The organism is Winogradskyella undariae, from assembly GCF_013285155.1.
Taxonomy (GTDB): domain Bacteria; phylum Bacteroidota; class Bacteroidia; order Flavobacteriales; family Flavobacteriaceae; genus Winogradskyella; species Winogradskyella undariae.
Genome location: NZ_JABTEL010000017.1, coordinates 13263 through 35460 on the forward strand (window position 1 = coordinate 13263; position 22198 = coordinate 35460).

At 31.0% G+C, this 22198-nt stretch carries 19 protein-coding genes; 13 read left to right on the plus strand and 6 right to left on the minus strand.

What is annotated here, in order from left to right; genetic code table 11:
• Positions 1 to 41: 41 nt before the first annotated feature.
• Positions 42 to 1064: a tRNA (adenosine(37)-N6)-threonylcarbamoyltransferase complex transferase subunit TsaD gene (gene tsaD / locus HSX10_RS16775; protein WP_173589407.1), complete on the minus strand. Its 1023-nt coding sequence runs from the start codon at positions 1062 to 1064 to the stop codon at positions 42 to 44.
• A 147-nt stretch (positions 1065 to 1211) separates the two neighbouring features.
• Between tsaD and HSX10_RS16780 the strand changes: the two genes are divergently transcribed.
• From HSX10_RS16780 to HSX10_RS16805, 6 genes are all read left to right on the plus strand, one after another.
• Positions 1212 to 5639, plus strand: coding sequence for a translocation/assembly module TamB domain-containing protein (locus HSX10_RS16780; RefSeq protein WP_254453262.1), 4428 nt, complete (start codon positions 1212 to 1214; stop codon positions 5637 to 5639).
• Positions 5640 to 5776: 137 nt separating this feature from the next.
• Positions 5777 to 6763: a 6-phosphofructokinase gene (gene pfkA / locus HSX10_RS16785; protein WP_173589408.1), complete on the plus strand. Its 987-nt coding sequence runs from the start codon at positions 5777 to 5779 to the stop codon at positions 6761 to 6763.
• Between the two features lie 32 nt (positions 6764 to 6795).
• A complete protein-coding gene (gene gap, locus HSX10_RS16790; protein WP_173589409.1) occupies positions 6796 to 7797 on the plus strand; it encodes a type I glyceraldehyde-3-phosphate dehydrogenase in 1002 nt (333 codons plus the stop codon).
• A 78-nt stretch (positions 7798 to 7875) separates the two neighbouring features.
• Positions 7876 to 8739: an N-acetylglucosamine kinase gene (locus HSX10_RS16795; protein ID WP_173589410.1), complete on the plus strand. Its 864-nt coding sequence runs from the start codon at positions 7876 to 7878 to the stop codon at positions 8737 to 8739.
• A 1-nt stretch (position 8740) separates the two neighbouring features.
• On the plus strand, positions 8741 to 9103 hold the full coding sequence (locus HSX10_RS16800) for a methylglyoxal synthase (RefSeq protein ID WP_173589411.1): 363 nt from the start codon (positions 8741 to 8743) through the stop codon (positions 9101 to 9103).
• Positions 9104 to 9200: 97 nt separating this feature from the next.
• Positions 9201 to 9386 (plus strand): hypothetical protein, encoded by a 186-nt coding sequence (locus HSX10_RS16805; protein ID WP_173589412.1) that lies wholly within the window; start codon positions 9201 to 9203, stop codon positions 9384 to 9386.
• Positions 9387 to 9451: 65 nt separating this feature from the next.
• Here the strand turns inward: HSX10_RS16805 and HSX10_RS16810 are convergent, their stop codons facing one another.
• From HSX10_RS16810 to HSX10_RS16820, 3 genes are read right to left on the minus strand one after another with little or no spacing between them, the layout of a single operon-like run.
• Positions 9452 to 10348: a hypothetical protein gene (locus HSX10_RS16810; RefSeq protein ID WP_173589413.1), complete on the minus strand. Its 897-nt coding sequence runs from the start codon at positions 10346 to 10348 to the stop codon at positions 9452 to 9454.
• Positions 10345 to 11220, minus strand: coding sequence for a DUF2927 domain-containing protein (locus HSX10_RS16815; RefSeq protein ID WP_173589414.1), 876 nt, complete (start codon positions 11218 to 11220; stop codon positions 10345 to 10347). The genes HSX10_RS16810 and HSX10_RS16815 overlap by 4 nt, the downstream gene beginning before the upstream one ends.
• Positions 11221 to 11223: 3 nt before the next feature.
• On the minus strand, positions 11224 to 12852 hold the full coding sequence (locus tag HSX10_RS16820) for an acyl-CoA carboxylase subunit beta (RefSeq protein WP_173589415.1): 1629 nt from the start codon (positions 12850 to 12852) through the stop codon (positions 11224 to 11226).
• A gap of 133 nt (positions 12853 to 12985) precedes the next feature.
• On the opposite strand from HSX10_RS16820, the gene HSX10_RS16825 reads away from it, so the two are divergent.
• The 3 genes from HSX10_RS16825 to ettA all read left to right on the plus strand — a co-directional run bounded on the left by HSX10_RS16825 (position 12986) and on the right by ettA (position 15643).
• A complete protein-coding gene (locus HSX10_RS16825; RefSeq protein ID WP_173589416.1) occupies positions 12986 to 13516 on the plus strand; it encodes an NADPH-dependent FMN reductase in 531 nt (176 codons plus the stop codon).
• 199 nt (positions 13517 to 13715) lie between these two features.
• The gene (locus tag HSX10_RS16830; protein ID WP_173589417.1) at positions 13716 to 13898 is read left to right on the plus strand and encodes a CAL67264 family membrane protein; all 183 of its coding nucleotides are present in this window, start codon (positions 13716 to 13718) and stop codon (positions 13896 to 13898) included.
• Between the two features lie 53 nt (positions 13899 to 13951).
• On the plus strand, positions 13952 to 15643 hold the full coding sequence (gene ettA, locus HSX10_RS16835; protein ID WP_173589418.1) for an energy-dependent translational throttle protein EttA: 1692 nt from the start codon (positions 13952 to 13954) through the stop codon (positions 15641 to 15643).
• A 254-nt stretch (positions 15644 to 15897) separates the two neighbouring features.
• On the opposite strand, the gene HSX10_RS16840 is transcribed toward ettA, so the two are convergent.
• Both HSX10_RS16840 and HSX10_RS16845 read right to left on the minus strand, forming a co-directional pair.
• Positions 15898 to 16122 carry a hypothetical protein gene (locus HSX10_RS16840; protein WP_173589419.1) on the minus strand — a complete coding sequence of 75 codons (225 nt, stop codon included), beginning with the start codon at positions 16120 to 16122 and terminating at the stop codon, positions 15898 to 15900.
• Between the two features lie 202 nt (positions 16123 to 16324).
• Complete coding sequence (locus tag HSX10_RS16845; RefSeq protein ID WP_173589420.1) at positions 16325 to 17110, minus strand: MBL fold metallo-hydrolase; 786 nt, start codon at positions 17108 to 17110, stop codon at positions 16325 to 16327.
• 164 nt (positions 17111 to 17274) lie between these two features.
• Between HSX10_RS16845 and HSX10_RS16850 the strand changes: the two genes are divergently transcribed.
• The 4 genes from HSX10_RS16850 (at position 17275) to HSX10_RS16865 (ending at position 22161) form a co-directional block, all read left to right on the plus strand.
• The gene (locus HSX10_RS16850) at positions 17275 to 18621 is read left to right on the plus strand and encodes a coiled-coil domain-containing protein (RefSeq protein ID WP_173589421.1); all 1347 of its coding nucleotides are present in this window, start codon (positions 17275 to 17277) and stop codon (positions 18619 to 18621) included.
• A 72-nt stretch (positions 18622 to 18693) separates the two neighbouring features.
• A complete protein-coding gene (locus HSX10_RS16855; RefSeq protein ID WP_173589422.1) occupies positions 18694 to 19755 on the plus strand; it encodes a hypothetical protein in 1062 nt (353 codons plus the stop codon).
• Positions 19756 to 19763: 8 nt separating this feature from the next.
• Positions 19764 to 20126: a four helix bundle protein gene (locus tag HSX10_RS16860; protein WP_173589423.1), complete on the plus strand. Its 363-nt coding sequence runs from the start codon at positions 19764 to 19766 to the stop codon at positions 20124 to 20126.
• 76 nt (positions 20127 to 20202) lie between these two features.
• On the plus strand, positions 20203 to 22161 hold the full coding sequence (locus HSX10_RS16865) for an AAA family ATPase (protein WP_173589424.1): 1959 nt from the start codon (positions 20203 to 20205) through the stop codon (positions 22159 to 22161).
• The last annotated feature ends 37 nt before the right edge of the window (positions 22162 to 22198 follow it).

Genomic DNA, 22198 nt, shown 5'->3' on the forward strand with positions numbered 1-22198 from the left:
GCCGTTATTATATTTTTTTATTTTTTAATAAATTAAAGTAATTACAATTTTAAACGCGCTGTAGCCATAACATCAAAATCAGAGAAATCTTTTTCTAAATATTTTAAATAGCCAACAATAGCAATCATTGCAGCATTATCTGTAGTGTATTCAAATTTAGGTACGTAGCTTGTCCATCCAAATTTTTGTTCAGCATCTTTTAATGCTTTTCTTATTCCTGAATTAGCAGACACTCCACCACCAATAGCAATATGATTAATACCGGTTTGTTTTACGGCTAATTTTAATTTATCCATTAAAATACCAATAATGGTGTATTGTATAGAGGCACAGATATCGTTAAGATTTTCTTCAATAAAATTAGGATTAGCTTTTACTTCGCGCTGAACAAAGTAAAGAATAGCTGTTTTTAGTCCAGAAAAGCTAAATTTTAATCCATCTACTTTCGGTTTTGTAAACTTGTAAGCCTTTGGGTTTCCTAATTGTGCACGTCTGTCTATTTCTGGTCCTGCAGGATAACCTAGGCCTAAAACTTTTCCGCTTTTATCATAAGCTTCACCAACGGCATCGTCAATAGTTTCGCCTAAAACTTCCATATCAAAATAGCTCGTTACTTTAACAATCTGGGTATGTCCGCCAGAAATTGTCATAGCTAAAAATGGAAAAGGTGGTTTTTTGTGATCTTCTTCATCAATAAAATGCGCCAGAATATGAGCTTGCATGTGGTTGATGTCTATAAGAGGAATATCTAATCCGTAGGCTAAAGATTTAGCAAAAGAAGTCCCCACAAGTAAAGATCCCATTAATCCTGGGCCTTTTGTAAATGCAATTGCATGTAATTGTTCTTTTTTAATCCCTGCTTTTTCAATGGCTTGGTGTACAACAGGAACAATGTTTTGTTGGTGTGCGCGTGAAGCCAATTCTGGTACAACGCCTCCGTACTCTGCGTGTATTTTTTGATCAGCCACAACATTACTTAAAATTTTGTCGTTACATAGCACTGCAGCAGAGGTGTCATCGCAAGATGATTCAATTCCAAGGATATAAATATTTTCTTTTTTCATAGTAGATATTAGGCACAATAATTGTTAATTTTACCGTTTATAGTCCATTACTATATTTAACAACGTATTGTAAAGGCAAAGGTAATAAGAATTCACACATTAAAACTCATAAAATCTATCAAACGGATACTCAAAATAATAGGTAAATTGGCAGGGATAATACTCCTCCTTTTGTTTATTTTGTTTTTGATACTTTCAATTCCTGCTGTACAAACTAAGCTAGGTAGGTATATTACAGATCGAGTTAATAATGATTTTAAGACAAATATAAATATCGGGAGTGTAGGTCTTCAGCTCAATGGAGATATTGAATTAAAAGAAATTTTAATTAAAGATTACAAGAAAGATACCTTAATTAGTGTAGGAGAGCTTAATAGTTCAATTGTTAGTTTTAGAAATTTATATAACAGTAAGCTTAATTTTGGAGATATTGATCTTAAAAATGTAGCTTTTAATTTAAAAACTTATAAAGGAGAAAAAGACACAAATTTAGATGTGTTTGTCGCAAAATTCGATTCAGATAATCCAAGAGTCGGACCAAGTGAGTTTTTGTTTTCTTCTAGTGATGTTTCTATACAAGATGGTGTGTTTAGATTGATTGATGAGAATTTAGAAACTCCACAAATTTTTCAATTCACGGAATTAAATGCCAATACAACCAATTTTTTAATTAACGGACCTGAAGTCAGAGCTCGTATTAATAAATTTAGTTTTAAAGATAGTAGAGGTATTGCTGTTAATAATTTAATGGCAAATTTTGAATATACTTTAAATCATATGAATTTTGGAAATCTGAATATAAAAACAGATGCTTCAGAATTAAAAGGTGATTTAAGGTTTAATTACAATAGAGAAGATTTTAAACATTTTACAGACAAGGTTAATGTAGAAGCTAGTTTTAGAGATTCAAATATTTCTTTAACAGAGTTAAATGCCTTTTTTGATGAGTTTGGTACAGATCAGCATGCTAATTTTAATGCGGATTTATCAGGGACATTAAATAATCTTGAAGCTAAAAACCTTAATGTAAGCACAAGTAGTAATACTAGGATTTTAGGAGATATTACATTTAAAAATTTATTTAGTAGTGAAAAAAATAGTTTTGCTTTATATGGTGATTTTCAAAATTTAGCCTCTAATTATAGAGATTTAACGGCGTTATTACCACGCCTTTTGGGGAATTCTATTCCAACAGTAATTTCTAAAGTTGGAAATTTTAAAATCAATGGAACATCATTTATTACCGCTAAAAGTGTTGAAGCAGATTTAGAGATAGATACTGATTTAGGTTTTATAAAATCTAATTTAAAACTGACTGATATAGATAATATAGATAATGCTAGTTATGTTGGTAATGTTATTTTAGACGAATTTAATATCGGTGAATTAATCAATGATCCTTTAGTTAAAAACACAACATTAGATCTCGATGTTAATGGGAAAGGATTTACCATAGAAAACTTAAATACCAAGGTGAAAGGTAGAGTTTCTGTTTTAAATTACAACAACTATACTTATAGAGACATTGTACTTTCAGGTGATCTAGGTAATAGTATTTTTAATGGAGTTTTACAAGTTGAAGATTTAAACCTTCAACTCGATTTTAATGGATTAGCTGATTTTTCTGAAGATCTAAAAAAATTCGATTTTAAAGCTAACGTTGGTTATGCTAATCTTACTAATTTAAATTTTGTAACGAGAGATAGTATTGCAGAATTTAGAGGATTAGTTACAATGACTGCAACTGGTATAACTCTAGATAATGCTGTTGGAGCAATTAATATTAAAAATACAACGTATAAAAATCAAGATAATGATTACACATTTGAAGATTTTGATATTGTATCTTCTTTTGAAAATAAGGAACGTACAATTTCTATAAACTCACCAGATATTATAGATGGTGAAATAACAGGTCAGTTTAAAACCAAAGATATTCTTGGCTTAGTTGAAAATTCTGTTGGGAGTATTTATACTAATTATGTACCAAATGTGGTTGATGAAGGTCAATATCTTAGTTTTAGATTCAACATATATTCTAAAATTGCAGCTGTATTTTTTAAGGATTTAACACTTGGAAAAAACACCTTTATAGAAGGTCGGATTGAAACAGACGAAAAAGGATTCGAACTTACTTTTAACTCGCCAGAAATAAAATTTAAAGATTATTTCGCTAATAATATTAATGTAGAAATAGATAATAGTAATCCATTGTATAATACTTATATCGAGATGGATAGTATTAGTACAGGTATTTATAATGCATCTCAATTTAGTCTTATTAATGTTACAAAACGAGATACTTTGTTTATTAAGTCTGAATTTAAAGGAGGTGAAAATAACACTGATAAATTTGATTTAAATCTATTTTATACGATAGATAAAACGAACAAATCCGTTGTAGGGATTAACAGATCGAATGTCAAATTTAAAGGGTATAGATGGTTTTTAAATTCGAAAAGAGACAGTTTAAACAAAGTACAATTTGATAGAGATTTTAAAACTTTTAATGTTTTTCCGATTAGTATAGTTCACGATGATGAAGAAATATTAGTTTCAGGAACGGTAAAAGATTCTTTAAATAAAAACTTTAATGTCGATTTTAAGGATGTTGAATTGGTTAAAATAACACCTCGTATAGATAGTTTAGCATTAAAAGGTATTGTAAATGGTAAATTAGATGTCGTAGAAACCGATGGTGTTTATTTACCAAAATCTAATATAGAAATAAGTGGATTATTTGTTAATGATTATGATTTAGGAAATCTTAGTGCTAAAATTGAAGGAAATAATTCCATTACTAATTATGATGTAGATGTCTCTTTAATTAATGATAATCTAAAATCATTTGAAGCTAAGGGAATGATTGATGTCTCTAATCAAAATCCAACAATAGATTTAGATGTAACATTCGAGGAGTTTATGCTAGATCCATTAAACCCATTAGGAGAAGGTGTTATTAATAATATTAGAGGTTTAGTTTCTGGTTTTGCAAATGTTAGAGGAAGCTTAAACAAACCCGCTATTTATGGAGAGTTAATGCTCGATCGTGCAGGTTTGTCTATTCCGTATCTAAATGTAGATTATGGTTTTGATTTTGATTCTAAAGTATCGCTTAGAGGTCAGCAATTCATTTTTAATAATGTTGCTATGACAGATTCTAAGTACTTTTCTAAAGGAAACTTAAATGGTTTTATTGCCCACGATAATTTTTCAGATTGGAAACTAGGATTAGAATTAACTACGGACCGACTTTTAGTTTTAGATACAGAAGAGTCGGAAGATGAATTATATTATGGTACCGGATTTATTTCTGGTAAAGCAGAAATAAAGGGGCCAACTCAACAGTTAATCATTAAAGTTATAAATGGAAGGACAGAATCTGGAACCGAGTTTTTTATACCTTTAAATGATTCAGAAAGCTTTGGTGATAACTCTTTTATCCATTTTTTAAGCCCAGAAGAGAAAGCAACGAGATTAAAAGGTGAAATTACAGAGCAGATAGAAATTAAAGGGTTAGTGTTAGATTTCGATTTAAATGTTAATGAAAATGCAACCATAGAAATTGTAATAGATAAAGAAGCTGGAAGTACCATTAAGGGAAAAGGTGTAGGTGGATTAAACTTTTTAATTAACACTAATGGAACCTTTAATATGTGGGGGGATTTTGTAGTCTTAGAAGGTTTTTATAATTTTAAATATGGTGGTTTTGTAGAGAAGAAATTTAAAGTTGAACAAGGAGGTAGTATTGTTTGGGAAGGTGATCCTTTGGGGGCTGAAATTAATTTAAAAGCACTTTATGCAGGTAATGCAAACCCTTCAGTTCTTTTAGATAACCCTATTAATCAAAGTATTGATGTTGAAGTAGAAATTCATTTAACAGGTAAATTAGAACAACCAGACCCTCAATTTGCATTTAGATTTCCAAACGTAAGTTCTACTGTGAAATCCGAGTTAGAATATAGGCTTTCTTCAAAAGAGGAACGAGACAATCAAGCCTTAATATTTTTAATGTCTGGTGGATTTTCAAGTGGAGTTACGGGAGCTAATTTTACAGGTACCATTTCAGAACGACTCACAGGAATCGTTAATAGCCTCTTCGGAACCAGTAATGGGAATTTAGATGTTGGTTTTGATTTTGAAATAGGTCAAGATACACCAGAATTACAAACGGATAATAAAGTAGGTGTTACACTTCAAACAAAAATTAGTGATAAGATTTTGGTTAACGGTAAAGTTGGTGTACCTTTTGGCAGTGCAAGTCAGACAGTTATAAGTGGTGATGTTCAAATAGATTTGTTGTTGAACGAAGACGGAACATTAAGAGCCAAAGTATTTAATAGAGAAAATAGTATTAGAAATTTTGGTGAAGAAATAGGCTATACACAAGGTGTAGGACTATCATATAATGTAGAATTCGATTCATTTAAGGAATTGCTTCAAATTATCTTTTCAGGAAAAAATAAAAAAGTTAAAACTGGAACTCAAGAAAAAGAAAAAAAGGAGCCAGAAGATAATGACTTTTTACCTGCTTACATGACAATAAAAGAAGAAAAAAAGGAAACTAAAGAATGAAATATCTAAATAAGTTACTTTTTTTTTGAATACTTATTAACGAAAACGATTGAATTGATTTTCGGCTGAGTTTTTTATGATATTAGTCAGTTTTATCTATAGATTCTTTCTTAATTTTACTGTAAATAAATTAGACAATGCTACAAACAATTAAAAAAATAGGTGTTTTAACTTCGGGAGGAGATGCACCAGGCATGAATGCTGCTATTAGATCAGTAGTAAGAACTTGTGCATTTCATAACAAAAAATGCTACGGCATTTATAGAGGTTATGAAGGTATGATAGATGGGGATTTTATTGAAATGGATGCAAGAAGTGTAAAAGGGATTATTAACAAAGGTGGTACCGTTTTAAAATCTGCAAGATCTAAAGCTTTCAGAACTGTTGAAGGTAGAAAAAAAGCATATGAACAATTAAGAAAAGCAGGTATCGACGCTTTTGTTGTTATTGGTGGAGATGGTAGTTTTACTGGTGCAATGGTTTTTAATAAAGAATTTAATTTTCCTGTTATGGGAATTCCTGGAACTATCGATAATGATATTTTCGGTACAACACATACACTAGGTTATGATACAGCTCTAAATACAGTTGTAGAAGTTGTAGATAAAATTAGAGATACTGCAAGTTCACATAACAGATTATTCTTTATTGAAGTAATGGGGCGTGATGTAGGGCATATTGCTGTAAATGTAGGCGTAGGTGCTGGTGCTGAAGAAATCTTAATTCCTGAAGAAGATTTAGGTTTAGATAGGTTATTAGAATCTTTACGTCGTAGTAAAGCATCTGGTAAATCTTCTAGTATCGTTATTGTTGCTGAAGGTGATAAAATCGGTAAAAATGTTTTTGAACTTAAGGATTATGTTGATGAAAACATGTCTGAATACGAAGTACGTGTATCTGTTTTAGGACATATGCAACGTGGTGGTTCTCCATCTTGTTTTGATCGTGTATTAGCAAGTAGAATGGGAGTTAAAGCCGTAGAAAGTTTAATTACAGGAAAAAGTAATTATATGGTTGGTCTAAAAAATGATATCATGGAATTAACTCCATTTGACCAAGCAGTAAAAGGAAAATCAAAAATAAACAAGGAACTTTTAAGAGTTTCTGATATCATGTCAATTTAAGAACAAATAAAAATTAATATAAAAATAAAGTAATGGCAAATTTGAAATTAGGAATCAACGGATTCGGTAGAATTGGAAGAATAGTATTTAGAGCAACAGTAAAACGTAGCGATGTAGATGTTGTAGCGATCAACGATTTATTAGACGTTGAGCATTTAGCATACTTATTAAAGTATGATTCTGTTCATGGAAGATTTGACGGAACTGTTGAAGTAAAAGATGGGCATTTAGTTGTAGACGGAAAAACAATTCGTGTTACTGCAGAAAAAGATCCAAAAAGTCTTAAATGGGACGAAGCTGGTGCAACTGTTGTAGCAGAATGTACAGGTATTTTTACAACTTTAGAAACGGCTCAATATCATATTGATGGTGGTGCTAAAAAAGTAGTTATTTCTGCACCAAGTAAAGATGCTCCAATGTTTGTAATGGGAGTAAACGATGATAAATTAACTGCTAGTGACGTAATTGTTTCTAACGCATCTTGTACAACTAACTGTTTAGCTCCAATTTCTAAAGTAATTGAAGATAACTTTGGTATTGAAGAAGCTTTAATGACAACGATTCATGCTGCAACTTCTACACAATTTACTGTAGATGCACCATCTCGTAAAAACTACCGTTTAGGTCGTTCAGCTCTTAACAACATTATTCCAAGTTCTACAGGTGCTGCAAAAGCAGTAGGTAAAGTAATTCCAGAATTAGACGGAAAACTTACAGGTATGGCTTTTAGAGTACCAACTGTAGATGTTTCTGTAGTAGATTTAACAGTGAAAACTAAAAAAGAAACAACTTTAGCAGAAATTAAAGCTGCTATGAAAAAAGCTTCAGAAGGATCTATGGCAGGTGTTTTAGGTTATACTGAAGACGCTGTAGTTTCTCAAGATTTTGTAAGTGAAGAAAGAACTAGTGTTTTTGATGCAGATGCTTCAATTGAATTAAATTCTACATTCTTCAAGTTAATCTCTTGGTATGATAACGAATTTGGTTATTCTAATAAATTAGTTGATTTAGCTCAAAAGGTAAATAACCTTTAAGACATATTATTAATTCTGAAAATTCCGTAGAATTATGATTTGTCATAAACTACGGAATTTTTATTTATATACATTATCATGATTTTAATAACAGATGGTGGTTCTACAAAATGCGATTGGATTGCAATAGATAAAAATGGTAAGCAAGCCGTTGATAAAATAAGAACCAAGGGTTTAAACCCTGCAATAGTTGCAGAGAAAAAAATCAATAAAATTATAAAAAAGAGTGATGAGTTAATGGCTATTGCCAAAGATGTAACTCATGTTTATTTTTATGGCGCAGGTTGTGGTACTGAAAAACCGAGACTCTTATTAAAATTTATATTAGAAAATTATTTTGTAAACGCAAAAGTAGAAGTTAGAGAAGATACTTATGCAGCTGTTAGAGCGTGTATAAATTCTAATGATGAAGCTGCCGTAGTTTGTATATTAGGTACAGGTTCAAATTGTAGTTATTTTGATGGTGCTAATTTAAATCAACGTGTAGCTAGTCTTGGCTTTATTTTAATGGATGATGCCAGTGGGAATTATTTTGGTAAACAATTAATAAGAGATTATTACTTTAATAAAATGCCCGATACTATAAGTGTTGCCTTTGCTCACAAACATAGTTTAGACGCAGATTACATTAAATATAATTTATATAAGCAAACGAATCCTAGTGCATACTTGGCAGATCATGCTGAATTTATGTTTATAAATAAAGATTCAGAGTATATAAGTAATCTTATAGCTAAGGGTATTCGTCTATTTGCTGAAAATATGATTCTTCAATATAAAGAAGAATTAGAAACAGGAATTCCTGTACATTTTGCTGGTTCTATTGCTTATTTTGCTCAAGAAGAAATTAAGGCAGTTGCAGAAGAATTAGGATTTAAAATCGGTAATTTTGTAAGACGACCAATTGAAGGATTAGTCAATTATCATATAAATAATCTTTAATATGGAAATAGCAATTATAGCACACGATGGTAAAAAAGCTGAAATGGTTCAGTTTTTAAACCAACACAATGAGATTTTACATAAAAAAGGAATTAATTTAATTTCAACAGGTACAACTGGAGAAAAAGTAATTAAAGCTGGTTTTAGTGTTCATGCATTAATGTCAGGTCCTTTAGGTGGTGATGCTCAGATTGCAGCTAGAGTAGCTGAGGGTAAATGTAATATGGTTTTATTTTTTAGAGATCCATTAGATCGTCATCCTCACGAACCAGATATACTTATGCTAATGAGATTGTGTGATGTACATAATGTACCACTTGCTACAAATCCTGCATCAGCAGATTTATTAGTGAAAGCACTTTAATTTTTAATAACCTGTTAATAAAACTAGTGAAAGCTGTTGTAAAACTTAGATATTGGTTATATCTTTGTAGCTGTAAAACGTAAACGAAACAAGAATTATGTTCGAATTTGATCAATACTTAGGATTTTTAGCATTTTTAACCATATTAACTATTGGATTTTGGTTATTGATTTTCCTTTTAACATTTGTAGTACCTTACTGGCTTGTAGGTGCATCAATGGAACGTTTAAAAGAAATTAAAGAAGAAAAGAAAGCGAAACGTCAAGGTATTACACTAGAATAAGCTTTCATTATATATTAAGCATAAAAAAAGAGCGCATTTTGCGCTCTTTTTTTTATACCTTTTTTCTAATCATTATAATAATATTCAAGATGATGATTAGCTTTTTCTAATAACTCTTTAGCAATTTTATGCTGTTCTTCAAAGGTTTCTAAATCTGTACCTTTACAGATACCATAGGAGTAATGGTATTTTAATAACTCTATATCTATTGAAGATATTTGGTCAGAACCCTTATAGCAATTAGAAAATAGACTTGTGCAATCTAATTTTTCAATAACATAAAATTGCCCTAATGCTTTAAAAAATGTTTGTTTTACCTTATTATGTAATAGTTTTTTATTAAATAATTGCATTCGGTTTATTTCTAAATTACATTGATATAAGCGCTGTCTTCCATCCCAATTGATATAATATCCGCTTCCATTCCATTTTTTTATTCTGGGCTCAAATTTATAGTCTGAGTTTTCATTTATTTCATAAATAAAAAAGTTAGAAGCAGTTCTTTCTTTTACTTCATAAATTGTTAAAGAATCTATTTTAGAGCTTATGCTTTTTGCAAATTCTAATAATTCTTTTTTTAAATCCTTATCAACTGATTTATCAAAAAAAAGTTTAATATCTTCTTTCCAATATTTCATTTTGATATTTTCTGTACTCTTATTTTTGTTAAATACAACATCTGTATAGAGATCTAAAAAAATGGAATCTCTTTGCTCGTATGGAACTTTAATAGAGTTTGGTAGTTTATCTTTAGTTAATAATACTAAGGTGTCTGAGTCTTGGAATTTTAAAGATAAAGAATCTTCTTTTGTTAAATTACCATGCAATTTTTTATATTCATTTAGCTTCATATAATGCATCATTCTAACTGATATATTTGTAGAATCTTGAGAAAAAGATAACTTACAGATTAAGCAAAATAATATTATAATTGATATTTTGATGTCAGTTTTATGTATCATAATTTAATGATTACGTTATCTGTAAATTCATTCTTTTCAATGTAAGCAGAAATTATTTTTTCGAATTTATTCAGATTTACTTTTTGGTCAAACTTGTTTTTGTAATGAAAGTTTATTAAATCTATATCCATTTTAGTCAGATTTTTATTTACAGTATAACAACTGGATAAAAAATTATTACACTTTAAAGAATCACTTAAATGAAATATACCTAAAGAGCCAATGAAAAGTCTTTTTAATTTAATAATCTGCTCTTCTTTATTGTAGATACTTTCAAGGTTTATTCTTAAAACACCACTATATATATGATTTAGTCCATTTGACTGTAAATTATAACTAATAGATCTTTTGGTGTTGATATTAGGGTGAAGTTCTTCCTTATTTTTAGAATTAGTGATATAAATAAAATAATTAGATGCTTCTTTTTTATTTACAATATTAATTTGAACAGAATCTATATTTGTATTTATCTCATTTATAAGACTTGTTAATTCTTGCTTTAAGTATTTCGGTACTTTTTTATGAAAAAATAAATTTATGGGCGAATTCCATAGTTTAATTTCATACTTTTTATAAGAATAATTATTCCTTTTTTCTTCGTTACCAAAAACAATATTTTTGTATTCTTTTAATAGATTGTCATTAATTTCTCCATAGCTTAAGTTAAAAACATCTTTATTTTTACTACTAACTACAACTAAAGTATCATTCTTTAAAATGATTGTATTTTTCGTTTTTAAAGAATCTTTTTGAATATTGCCTTTATATAAGTTGACGCTCTGATAGTTTCTTAAAATTTCTAAGTCTGTCTCTTGAGAAAAACTAGATATTGAAATAGTACTAAGAATGCAACATAAAATAATTTTCTTCATAATTTACACTTGTAAAACTCCCATATTAAAAGGTTTTTCAATAGGAGCGTGGTTAGCGGCTTCAATTCCCATAGAAATCCATGTTCTAGTATCTAATGGATCAATAACACCATCAGTCCAAATTCTAGAAGCGGCATAATAAGGTGATACTTGGTCATCGTATCTCGATTTTATTTTATTAAATAATTCATCTTCTTTCTCTTTAGTAATCTTTTCTCCTTTTTTCTTAAGGGAAGCGGTTTCAATTTGTAATAAAACTTTAGCAGCAGAATTACCACTCATTACAGCGAGTTCTGCACTAGGCCAAGCAGCAATCAATCTTGGGTCATAAGCTTTTCCGCACATGGCGTAATTACCTGCACCATAACTGTTTCCTAATATAACAGTAAATTTTGGAACTACAGAATTACTTACTGCATTTACCATTTTAGCACCATCTTTTATAATTCCAGAATGTTCAGATTTACTCCCTACCATAAACCCTGTAACATCTTGAAGAAAAACTAATGGAATTTTTTTCTGATTACAATTCGCTATAAATCGCGTGGCTTTATCAGCTGAATCGTTATAAATAACACCTCCAAATTGCATTTCACCTTGCTTATTTTTAACTAACTTTCTTTGATTAGCTATAATACCAACAGCCCAACCTTCAATTCTAGCGTAAGCTGTAATAATAGTTTTTCCGTAATCTTGTTTATATTCATCAAATTCAGAATCATCAACCAAACGTTTTATGATCTCTTTCATGTCATATTGGTCAGCTCTACTTTTGGGAAGAATACCAAATATGTCATCAGGATTTTCTTTTGGTTTTTTAGATTCAGCTCTATTGTAACCCGCTTTGTCAAAATCTCCAATTTTATCAACGATAGACTTTATTTTATCTAACGCATCTTTATCATCTTTAGCTTTATAATCCGTAACACCAGAAATTTCGCAATGTGTGGTCGCTCCACCTAAAGTTTCATTATCAATAGACTCTCCAATAGCCGCTTTAACGAGGTAACTTCCGGCTAAGAAAATACTAGCAGTTTTATCAACAATTATGGCTTCGTCACTCATTATTGGTAAATAAGCGCCTCCTGCAACACAACTTCCCATAATAGCAGCAATTTGTGTAATTCCCATACTGCTCATGACAGCGTTGTTTCTAAATATGCGTCCAAAATGCTCTTTATCAGGGAAAATTTCATCTTGCATAGGCAGAAAAACACCAGCGCTATCTACCAAATATATAATTGGTAGGCGGTTTTCAATAGCAATTTCTTGTGCGCGTAAATTCTTTTTTCCTGTAATAGGAAACCAAGCACCTGCTTTTACTGTAGCATCATTAGCAACTACTATACATTGCTTTCCTTTTATGTAACCCATTTTTACCACAACACCACCAGATGGACAACCACCGTATTGTTCATACATTCCTTCTCCTGCAAAAGCACCTATTTCTATAGATTTTGCATTAGTATCTAAAAGGTAGTTCACACGTTCGCGTGCAGTCATCTTACCTTTAGCCTTATGCTTTTCAATACTTTTTTCGCCACCACCTAATTTTACTTTTACCAATCGTTTTTTTAAATCGGAAAGTAAAAGTTTATTATGATCTTCGTTTATGTTGAATTTAATGTCCATTGAGCAAAATTGTTTTGCACGAATTTACAAAAAACGTTTTGATGTTTCGAAAGTGATTTTTAATACCTGAAAATTTATGATTTGGAACACAAATAGTGGTTTTGTATTTTTAACATTAAATAAAATAAGTAAAATGAAACATATTATAGTCTTTGCAGGAAGCAATAGTACGACTTCGATTAATAAACAATTAGCAATTTACGCTTCTCAGCTCGTTGATGAAGTAAAGGTTTCTGTGCTCGATTTAAATGATTTTGAAATGCCCATATTTAGTACTGATAGAGAAGAAAAATCTGGTTTTCCAGAACAGGCTATAAACTTTGTTAATTACATTAAAAATGCAGACGGTATTATTGCGTCTTTAGCAGAACATAATGGTGCATATTCTACAGCATTTAAAAATGTGTTTGATTGGGCTTCTAGAGTTGAACAAAAAACCTTTTTAGATAAACCAATGTTGTTAATGGCTTCATCTCCTGGAGCAAGGGGAGGAGCTACTGTATTAGAAATGGCTTTAGAGCGTTTTCCTAGACATAGTGCTAATATTGTTTCTAAATTTTCTTTTCCTCTATTTTATGATAATTTTTCTGAAGGAAAGATTACAAATGAAAAGCTAAATAATGAACTATTAGAACAAATTAAAACGTTTAGTAATAGTCTTTAAATGATATGAATTTAATGCCTAAATTATAAAAACAAAAATCAAGTTTATTATACTCATAAGATTGTTATATAGGCTATATCACTTATTTTTAGAGAGTGGATGAATTTAAAAACTTAGTAAAAGCATCATTCTTTTTAGGTTAATTTTGGTTTATTTCACGATATTTGTAAACTAACTAAATATTAAATAAGGATTGACTATGGCAATGAATAAAAACACAGTATTGGCTTGGGCTACATGGATAATGGTATTTGTAGGATGCGGATTGATTGCCTTAGGTGCATTTAGATACGATGATGTTGCAGGTTGGGGATTTGCAGCTGTTGGAGGAGGATTCTATTGTATAGCATGGGTTTTTAATGCTCTAAAAGGTCGTATGTAAGCCGTATTGAATATTATAGTAATGTTTAACTTTACAAAAAATTACAAAGAATTATGAGTGATGATAAAAAAGTGATTTTCGCTATGTCTGGTCTAACTAAGACTTTTCCTGGAGCGAATACACCTGTTTTAAAAAATATATACTTAAGCTTCTTTTATGGTGCCAAAATTGGTATTCTAGGACTTAATGGATCTGGTAAATCTACATTATTAAAAATTATTGCTGGAGTAGATAAAAATTATCAAGGTGATGTGGTTTTTCAACCTGGTTACTCTGTTGGGTACTTAGAACAAGAACCTAAATTAGATGATGATAAAACTGTAATGGAAATTGTTAGAGAAGGTGCAGCTGAAACCGTTGCAATTCTTGATGAATATAATAGTATTAATGATCAGTTTGGTTTAGAGGAGGTTTATAGCAATCCAGATAAAATGGAAAAGCTTATGAATCGTCAAGCGGAACTTCAAGATCAAATTGACGCATCTAATGCTTGGGAATTAGATACCAAATTAGAAATCGCTATGGATGCTTTAAGAACTCCAGATGGTGATAAGAAAATTGGTGTGCTTTCAGGTGGTGAGCGTCGTCGTGTTGCTTTATGTCGCTTATTACTACAAGAACCAGATGTTTTATTATTAGATGAACCTACTAACCACTTGGATGCAGAATCTGTACATTGGTTAGAGCATCATTTAGCACAATATAAAGGAACCGTAATCGCTGTAACACACGATAGATATTTCTTAGATAATGTTGCTGGTTGGATTTTAGAGTTAGATAGAGGTGAAGGGATTCCTTGGAAAGGAAACTATTCTTCTTGGTTAGATCAAAAATCTACACGTATGGCTCAAGAAAGTAAAACCGCTTCTAAGCGTCAAAAAACATTAGAACGCGAGCTAGACTGGGTACGTCAAGGAGCAAAAGGACGTCAAACAAAACAAAAAGCACGTTTAAAGAATTATGATAAGTTAATGAGTCAAGATCAAAAACAACTTGATGAAAAACTTGAAATCTATATTCCAAATGGTCCACGTTTAGGAACAAATGTTATTGAAGCTGTTGGTGTTGCTAAGGGTTATGAAGATAAATTGTTGTACGATGATTTAAAATTTAATCTTCCTCAAGCAGGTATTGTAGGTGTTATTGGTCCCAATGGTGCTGGTAAAACTACAATCTTCAGAATGATAATGGGTGAGGAAACTCCTGATAAAGGTGAATTCAAAGTAGGTGAAACCGCTAAGATTGCTTACGTTGATCAGAAGCATTCTAATATAGATCCTGAAAAAACAATTTGGCAAAACTTTAGTGATGAGCAAGAGTTGGTAATGATGGGCGGAAAAGAAGTAAATTCTCGTGCTTATTTAAGTCGATTTAATTTCTCAGGAGGTGAGCAAAATAAGAAAGTTAAATTGCTTTCTGGTGGAGAACGTAACCGTTTACATCTTGCTATGACGCTTAAAGAAGAAGGTAATGTGTTACTTTTAGATGAGCCAACTAACGACCTGGATGTAAACACATTAAGAGCGTTGGAAGAAGGGCTTGAAAACTTTGCTGGTTGTGCTGTAGTAATTAGTCATGATAGATGGTTTTTAGATAGAATATGTACACATATTTTAGCGTTTGAAGGAGATTCTCAAGTCTATTTCTTTGAAGGTGGATTTAGTGAATATGAAGAAAATAAGAAGAAACGTTTAGGTGGAGATTTAATGCCAAAACGAATTAAGTATAAAAAATTAGTGAGATAATATTTTCAACTTATTATAGAAACAAAAAAGTCAGCAATTTGCTGACTTTTTTGTTTCTATAAATTTTCTTTCTTGTTTTCTAAACGTTTTATTTTAGCTTTTAATTTTCGAGATTTAAGATAAAGCAATAACCATAAAATAAGTATTGTTATTAAACCTATTGATAATACGCTAATCATCTTATCTGAATAAGAGGAATTAGATATAGTTCTCGTTCTAAGTATAAAATTTAATACCATAATTAATTGATGAGTTTAGTTATCTCCGTAAAGGTGGCCTCCTGTAAAATCCTTATAAGTTTCATCAATATCTTTAAAGGCATTCGATTCCATTAATTTTTTATTCTCAATCTTAAGTTTATGCATTTTTATAATTGCTACAAGTATAAAAACTAAAAATATAGAGGCAACGATGATTAAGATCATAGTCAGTTCTGATGTCGTCACAACTAAAGGCTTGATGAGTGAAATATTAAGCATCGAATTCGTATTTAGATATTGGGGTCTATATTATACTGCTAATATAAATAAAAACTGAATGTTAAGTGCTTAATATTAAATTATTTGGAGGAAAATAGGTGAAATTACACCGATTAACCAACTGTTTAATCCGATAAAACACACTGTTTTTAAGCTAAATTCAACGTTTTTGTAAACTTATTAACAAATTTATTTTTTTTTGTTAATACCAATCTAAAAAGATAACTTCTATAGATTTATCACCTTCATTTACCAAAGCTTTAAATTTATTAATATCACTTAAGCCTTCGGTTCCTCTATAATGATAAGGATATACTTTTTTTGGTTTAAAGTCTAACACAGCACTTGCTGCACTTTCTACAGGCATTGTATATGGTAAATTCATACAAACAAAAGCAATATCAATATTTTTTAGATTTCGCATTTCTGGGATGTCTTCTGTATCACCAGAAATATAGATACGTTCATCATTTACAGTTAATAAATAGCCATTTCCTCTACCTTTAGTGTGAAATTTTAAAGCTTCTTCTCTCAGGTTATACATGGGGATAGCTTTAATATTTATCCCTTCTATATTGAAAGAGTCATCATTTTTTAAGGTTATAATTTTAGAAGCAATACTATTTGATAATTTTTCTACAACTGCAGCTGGTGCAATAAGTGTTGCTTTAGACATGTCTATTCCTTCTAAAGTTTCAAGGTTTAAATGATCACCATGAATATCTGTTACCAATACTAAAGTAGGTGTTTTTTGTCCTTCAAAAGCTTCCGATCCACCAGTTGGGTCAACATAGATCGTTTCATTTTCTGTCTCTAAAACCATTGTTGCATGAGAGATAGGGATGATTTTTAACGAAGATTTGGTTGGTGTTGGTTTTACATTTGTTTCTGTTATAGTGGTAGTTGTAATTTCTTTTTTAGTATCATTTTTACAATTAAAAGTAGTTGTGATAATAACGAGTAATAAGATGTGTGTCAGTGTTTTCATGTTATTTTTGGTTTTTATAAAGATATTGATTCTGCATTAAAAACGATCAGAGTGTAACATTTTTATAACATTAACTACATATAATTAGTAAGTAAAGTTTTTATAATCATAAAATTTACCGAAATTGTTAACCTAAAACTATTCAACCTTAAAACTACCAAAATATGTCTGATGATTTTGATTTATTAGAAACCAACTCACAAGAAAAAACTGAGAAAGTCGATGTTAACTGGGGAAAAGCCATAGACCAAATGAAGTCTAAGCTTGCTCAGGAAGATGATCCCGAAAGTCGTCAGAAAATACTTAATGCAACGTTAGATAATGTTGTAGATATGGCAGAAAAAGACCGTTCTACCTTATTAGATGCTATTAAAGACTTAACAGATTATCAAGATGAAGTGGGAATTATGTTCGAAGGTTTTTCGGCATTAAATGCTTCAGAGCAAAAGGTGATAGACGATGCTATTAAACGTTTAGAGCGTGCTAAAGTAGAACTTGAAGATGCTAATAATAAACCAGATACCTGGTGGAATAATCTTTGGGGAAGAAAAAGTAAAATTAGTGATGCAGAAGCAGAACTTAAAAATGCACAAAAAACACGTGATGCAGCAGATAATGAAGCAAAAGCAATGTTTCAACAGCGTATTGAAACTGCAGATATTCAGACTTTATTAAATGAATTATCATTTAAAAGTCAGGCTGCTATCAAACGTTTAAAAGATAGAGAAGTAGAAATTAAAGAAGTTGAAGAAAGTCTTAAAACAGCTATTGTAGACGCTTCTAATAATCACACAAAAGCACTTCAAAAGAAAAAAGAAGTAGAGGATAAGCTGGAAACGGAATATGCTTTATTAAAACAAGCACGTCAGGCTTTAGAAGAAGTATCGGATAAGCAATCTACAGAATACTCAGCAGCACTTAGTAAAGTGACTACTTTAGAGCAAAAAGTAGAGGAGTTAGAAGGGCTTAAAAATGCTTACACTACGCTTGCAGCTTCAAAAGATAGTTTTGTACACAAGCATAATTTAACGATTAAAGTATTAACGTCGTTACGTAGTAATTTACAAACACATCGCGCAAAATTAAAGAGTGATACAGACGAGCGTCTTAAGTATTATGATGGTTATGTTGTGGCTTTAAAAGCTCGTACAGATCAAGAATTTGCAGCAATACTAGAACATTTAGGTGTAAAAACAGATGAGCATATTGGAGAAACGTTAGCAGCAATGCATACCGCAAGTGCTCGTGCACGTCAAGAAATGATGGACAATATTCCTGTTCACGAAAAAGTTATGCAAGGTGTTTACGGAAGTTATGCTGAAGCGTTACAAGAAATTAGAGAGAAGGATAAATCTATTCAGAAGAATTTTGCAGAGCGTTACGGAATCGATATGAAAGAAATTTTTGAAGATTACTACGCAGCAGATGCAAATGCTCCTTCAGGAGATACAGCAGGAAAACCAGCGAGTGCACCAAAACCAGCATCTACTGAAGATGATTTGTTAGGGTAAAATAGTTGTTAGTTGTTGGTTGATGGTACTTCATGTTCTACAAACCAACAACAACCAACCAATTGATATAAAATGATCGCTACACCTTTAGATTCCGCCATATTAGATTCCAAAGAGCAATACGTGTTCTATCATAAAATGATAGATTTCTCACTCAAGGAACTCATTGTCGCAGTACAAGAAAAACAAATATTAAATCAGCAAGAATTACTCTTATTTAAGCAATACAGTGATTTATTATTGTATTCAATAGAAGCCATGCGTGTAAAATACATGTATGATGATGAGGAAAATATGAAGGTTGATTTAACAGATTCTAGTTTTCCAAATTATTTAGAATTCCGTTATCTCTTTAACGATTTAGCTTTACGAGAAGATTACTTAGAAAAACTCACAGGAATTGAAACACTAAAAGATGAATTCTTAGATACGTTAATGCGAAAAAAAGAGCCAATTCCAAAACGAAAACTCTTTCAAGCAGCATCTATAGTCTATTATTCTTCAGCTAAAAAGGAATATATTTTTAACCGTTTTGTACAAGGTAAAATTATACCAGCACCAGAAGGTTCTGTAGCAGAACATTTAGTAAGTTGGAGTTTTTATGATGTATCCCACAACCGACCATTTGTTTGCTATATGTATTTTAATTATGATGGTAAAAATGTAGAAAGTTATAAAGATGAAATCTATGAAACGCTAAAAAATGTTGCGGATAGAGAAATGGCTTTCGATACCATGGCTTACGGAATTGATAAACGTTTACCAAAAGTATTTCCGAAACTTATAAAACGTGTCGATTTAGGCCCAATTCACAATGTATTTGCAAAGGACGAAAATAAATTAACGCATGCCATTTTACAGAGTATAGCAAATAAAGAGATTCCGTTAGAATCTTATGCTATATCTCTTAAAATAGATGAATTAAAATCGAGTAGCGAATTTAAAGAAGGTAGCTTTTTTAGTAAACAAACCTTTCAACGCTGGGATGCTATGTATAGGCAGCGTTATATTTTTGCACCACATCGTATCATTCAAATGCTATATAATAAAACACCTGAAATTATGAATAAGTTGGCGATGTCACCAGTTCAAGTAAGCAGTATCCAGTCTTCAGTTGTTAGTAATGAAAAGTAAAAAAGAATATGTCATTTAAAACATTATTGGCTTATCAAAAAGGATTCGAATTAGCAATGGAAATATTCCAATTGACTAAAGATTTTCCTAAGTCTGAAATGTTTGGTTTAACATCACAAATGATTAGGTCAAGTAGATCTGTATGTTCAAATATTGCTGAAGGTTATCGAAAACGGCAATATGAAAAGCATTTTAAAAGTAAATTATCGGATGCAGATAGTGAAAATTCTGAAACACAATTATGGTTAGATTTTGCTTTAGCATGTGGATATATAACAGAAATTAAGAAACAAGAATTACAATATAAAAGCGAAGAAATAGGAAAACTTATCAATTATATGATCAAGAACCCTAATAAATTCGGATTATAAAATATAAATAAGTCCGAGATAAGCCTCAACAGTAAGCGCTGAAGACTGCATACTAAGGACTGAAGACTATAAAAAAATGGAACACAACTCAACTTTTCCTATAAAACAAAATGAACTCGATATGCTTCGTGATGAAGCTACCACTTATTTAAAATCTATTCAGTGGGAGCAGAGTCAACGTGCAAAAAGCAAAGATAATGATGCTAAAGACGAATCTATTCTTTTGTATTTATCGCGAGCCAATAATGGAAGTAATGTTAATGTAACTTCCGTTTCTAAAACTATTTTGGCACTAAAGAAACGTTTATTGCCAGAATCTGTTGCACTTCCTATTTTCTTAAACCAAACTTTATATGCCGTTCAAGAAGGGATTGTGCTAGGAACTTGGATCAAGGATTCTTATTACGATGCTTCAGGATTATCAAGTTTAAGTGAAAATAAATCAGCATTAGATAGTTCAGGAAGACGTGAGTACGAAAGTAAAATGCATACGTCAACAGCATTTATGTTATTTGCTTTGGCTTATAAAATTTTACACGATTTAAAACCTCATGCTTCTGAAGATTTATCAGTAATGAAGCAGAAATTTGCAGGAATTCCTGAAGTGTCCTTTTTAACACCTTTAAAAGGAATTTCTTGCCAGTTGTTTTATTATGATAAATATTTAGGTCATCCAGAGATTATTAAATCAGATAAAGATGTTTTAGATTTTACAGTGGTTTATTTTGAAGCTTTAATTGAAGAGATTCAGTTACGTAAAAGTAGTTTAGAATACACGGAAACTATTGTAGATAGAACCTATAAGCTCGAAAAATCAGAATTTTCTATTTCGGGTTGGGACAATGCATTTTCAGGAACCGCAAAGAGTATTGAATTCAATAAAATTCAGTTCGAACAAATTGTCGGGAACAAAGATGCTAAGCATTTTGGTCGTCGTTTAACAGAGCGTTTGTTGAGTTATGATATTGAAGCTAAGAAAAATCCGTTTCAAGAATTAGGAGGATTTATGCCTGTATTTATGGGGTACGGAATTCCAGGAACAGGGAAAAGTATGCTTATTGCTGCCATTGCAACACGATTAAAAGAACATGCCGATAATTTAGACATTCCGTTTTTGTTTCACCCTATGCCAGATACTTTAATTAGTACGTTTCAAGGGGGGTCTGCCGAAAAAATGGTAGAGTGGATGAAACCTTTGCAAGACCCAACCAAATTAATTTTTGCACCTATCGATGATGCCGAAAATAATTTACAAGAACGAACCACTCAAGGGGTTTCTGCGGGGGTAAAAGAAGTTATTGGTGTATTTTTAAGATATACAGAGGGGGCTTATGCTGTAAATTACGGTAACAGTTCTATTGGTTTATTTACCAATTTGCCCGAAATGTTAGATAAAGCGGTGATTTCTCGTGTGCAAGGACGTTTTAAAATTGATGGAGCACGTTCTGAACACGATTTTGTAGATCAAGATTATATTTGGTGGAAAAAATTACAAGATACGATGCCAGATTTTGTAAATATGAAGGATCCTGAAGTCTATAAATATCTATCAGAACAAGGCTTAGCTAATAGTATGGGTGAGATTTTAAATACTATAGATGTACCTTCTGAAACTCGTGTTCATGAAACTTTTGATAAGGTAGAAAAGCTTCATGAAACGACTGATCATATGTTTTATGCCGCATTATATAAAGAAATTCAGAAAATATTTCCGTTTTTCTCTTCAAGAGATGTACGTAATATTCAATCGGCAATTTCATTACGACTTACAGATTTTGATTTAGAACAAGATTGGTTTGAGCATCCTGAAACCTATTTCAAAAAGAATTACGAAACTAAGTTTAATATGCTTCAAGAGTTGATGAAATCTAATATGAAAGGTTTAAACTTTTCAGATATAAGACGACAAGAAGTGATTCGTTATTTAGATAATGTTGCTACTATTGCAGATACCGATTTTAAACGTCAAGTAGATTCTAGAATAAACCAAATGAATATTGATAGTAAGGCTCGCGAGCTGTTTGGGAATAAGTAATAAATTAAAAAGTAAAAGTGCTCAGTTATTGTTAATC

Excerpts from the sequence above, each read along its gene's own strand:
- pfkA (WP_173589408.1), top strand. The coding sequence starts at position 5,777 with ATGCTACAAACAATTAAAAAAATAGGTGTTTTAACTTCGGGAGGAGAT.
- HSX10_RS16810 (WP_173589413.1), bottom strand. The coding sequence starts at position 10,348 with ATGATACATAAAACTGACATCAAAATATCAATTATAATATTATTTTGC.
- HSX10_RS16845 (WP_173589420.1), bottom strand. The coding sequence starts at position 17,110 with ATGAAAACACTGACACACATCTTATTACTCGTTATTATCACAACTACT.
- HSX10_RS16830 (WP_173589417.1), top strand. The coding sequence starts at position 13,716 with ATGGCAATGAATAAAAACACAGTATTGGCTTGGGCTACATGGATAATG.
- HSX10_RS16795 (WP_173589410.1), top strand. The coding sequence starts at position 7,876 with ATGATTTTAATAACAGATGGTGGTTCTACAAAATGCGATTGGATTGCA.
- HSX10_RS16820 (WP_173589415.1), bottom strand. The coding sequence starts at position 12,852 with ATGGACATTAAATTCAACATAAACGAAGATCATAATAAACTTTTACTT.
- HSX10_RS16850 (WP_173589421.1), top strand. The coding sequence starts at position 17,275 with ATGTCTGATGATTTTGATTTATTAGAAACCAACTCACAAGAAAAAACT.
- ettA (WP_173589418.1), top strand. The coding sequence starts at position 13,952 with ATGAGTGATGATAAAAAAGTGATTTTCGCTATGTCTGGTCTAACTAAG.
- HSX10_RS16800 (WP_173589411.1), top strand. The coding sequence starts at position 8,741 with ATGGAAATAGCAATTATAGCACACGATGGTAAAAAAGCTGAAATGGTT.
- HSX10_RS16840 (WP_173589419.1), bottom strand. The coding sequence starts at position 16,122 with ATGCTTAATATTTCACTCATCAAGCCTTTAGTTGTGACGACATCAGAA.
- HSX10_RS16855 (WP_173589422.1), top strand. The coding sequence starts at position 18,694 with ATGATCGCTACACCTTTAGATTCCGCCATATTAGATTCCAAAGAGCAA.
- HSX10_RS16860 (WP_173589423.1), top strand. The coding sequence starts at position 19,764 with ATGTCATTTAAAACATTATTGGCTTATCAAAAAGGATTCGAATTAGCA.
- gap (WP_173589409.1), top strand. The coding sequence starts at position 6,796 with ATGGCAAATTTGAAATTAGGAATCAACGGATTCGGTAGAATTGGAAGA.
- HSX10_RS16865 (WP_173589424.1), top strand. The coding sequence starts at position 20,203 with ATGGAACACAACTCAACTTTTCCTATAAAACAAAATGAACTCGATATG.
- HSX10_RS16825 (WP_173589416.1), top strand. The coding sequence starts at position 12,986 with ATGAAACATATTATAGTCTTTGCAGGAAGCAATAGTACGACTTCGATT.
- HSX10_RS16805 (WP_173589412.1), top strand. The coding sequence starts at position 9,201 with ATGTTCGAATTTGATCAATACTTAGGATTTTTAGCATTTTTAACCATA.
- tsaD (WP_173589407.1), bottom strand. The coding sequence starts at position 1,064 with ATGAAAAAAGAAAATATTTATATCCTTGGAATTGAATCATCTTGCGAT.
- HSX10_RS16815 (WP_173589414.1), bottom strand. The coding sequence starts at position 11,220 with ATGAAGAAAATTATTTTATGTTGCATTCTTAGTACTATTTCAATATCT.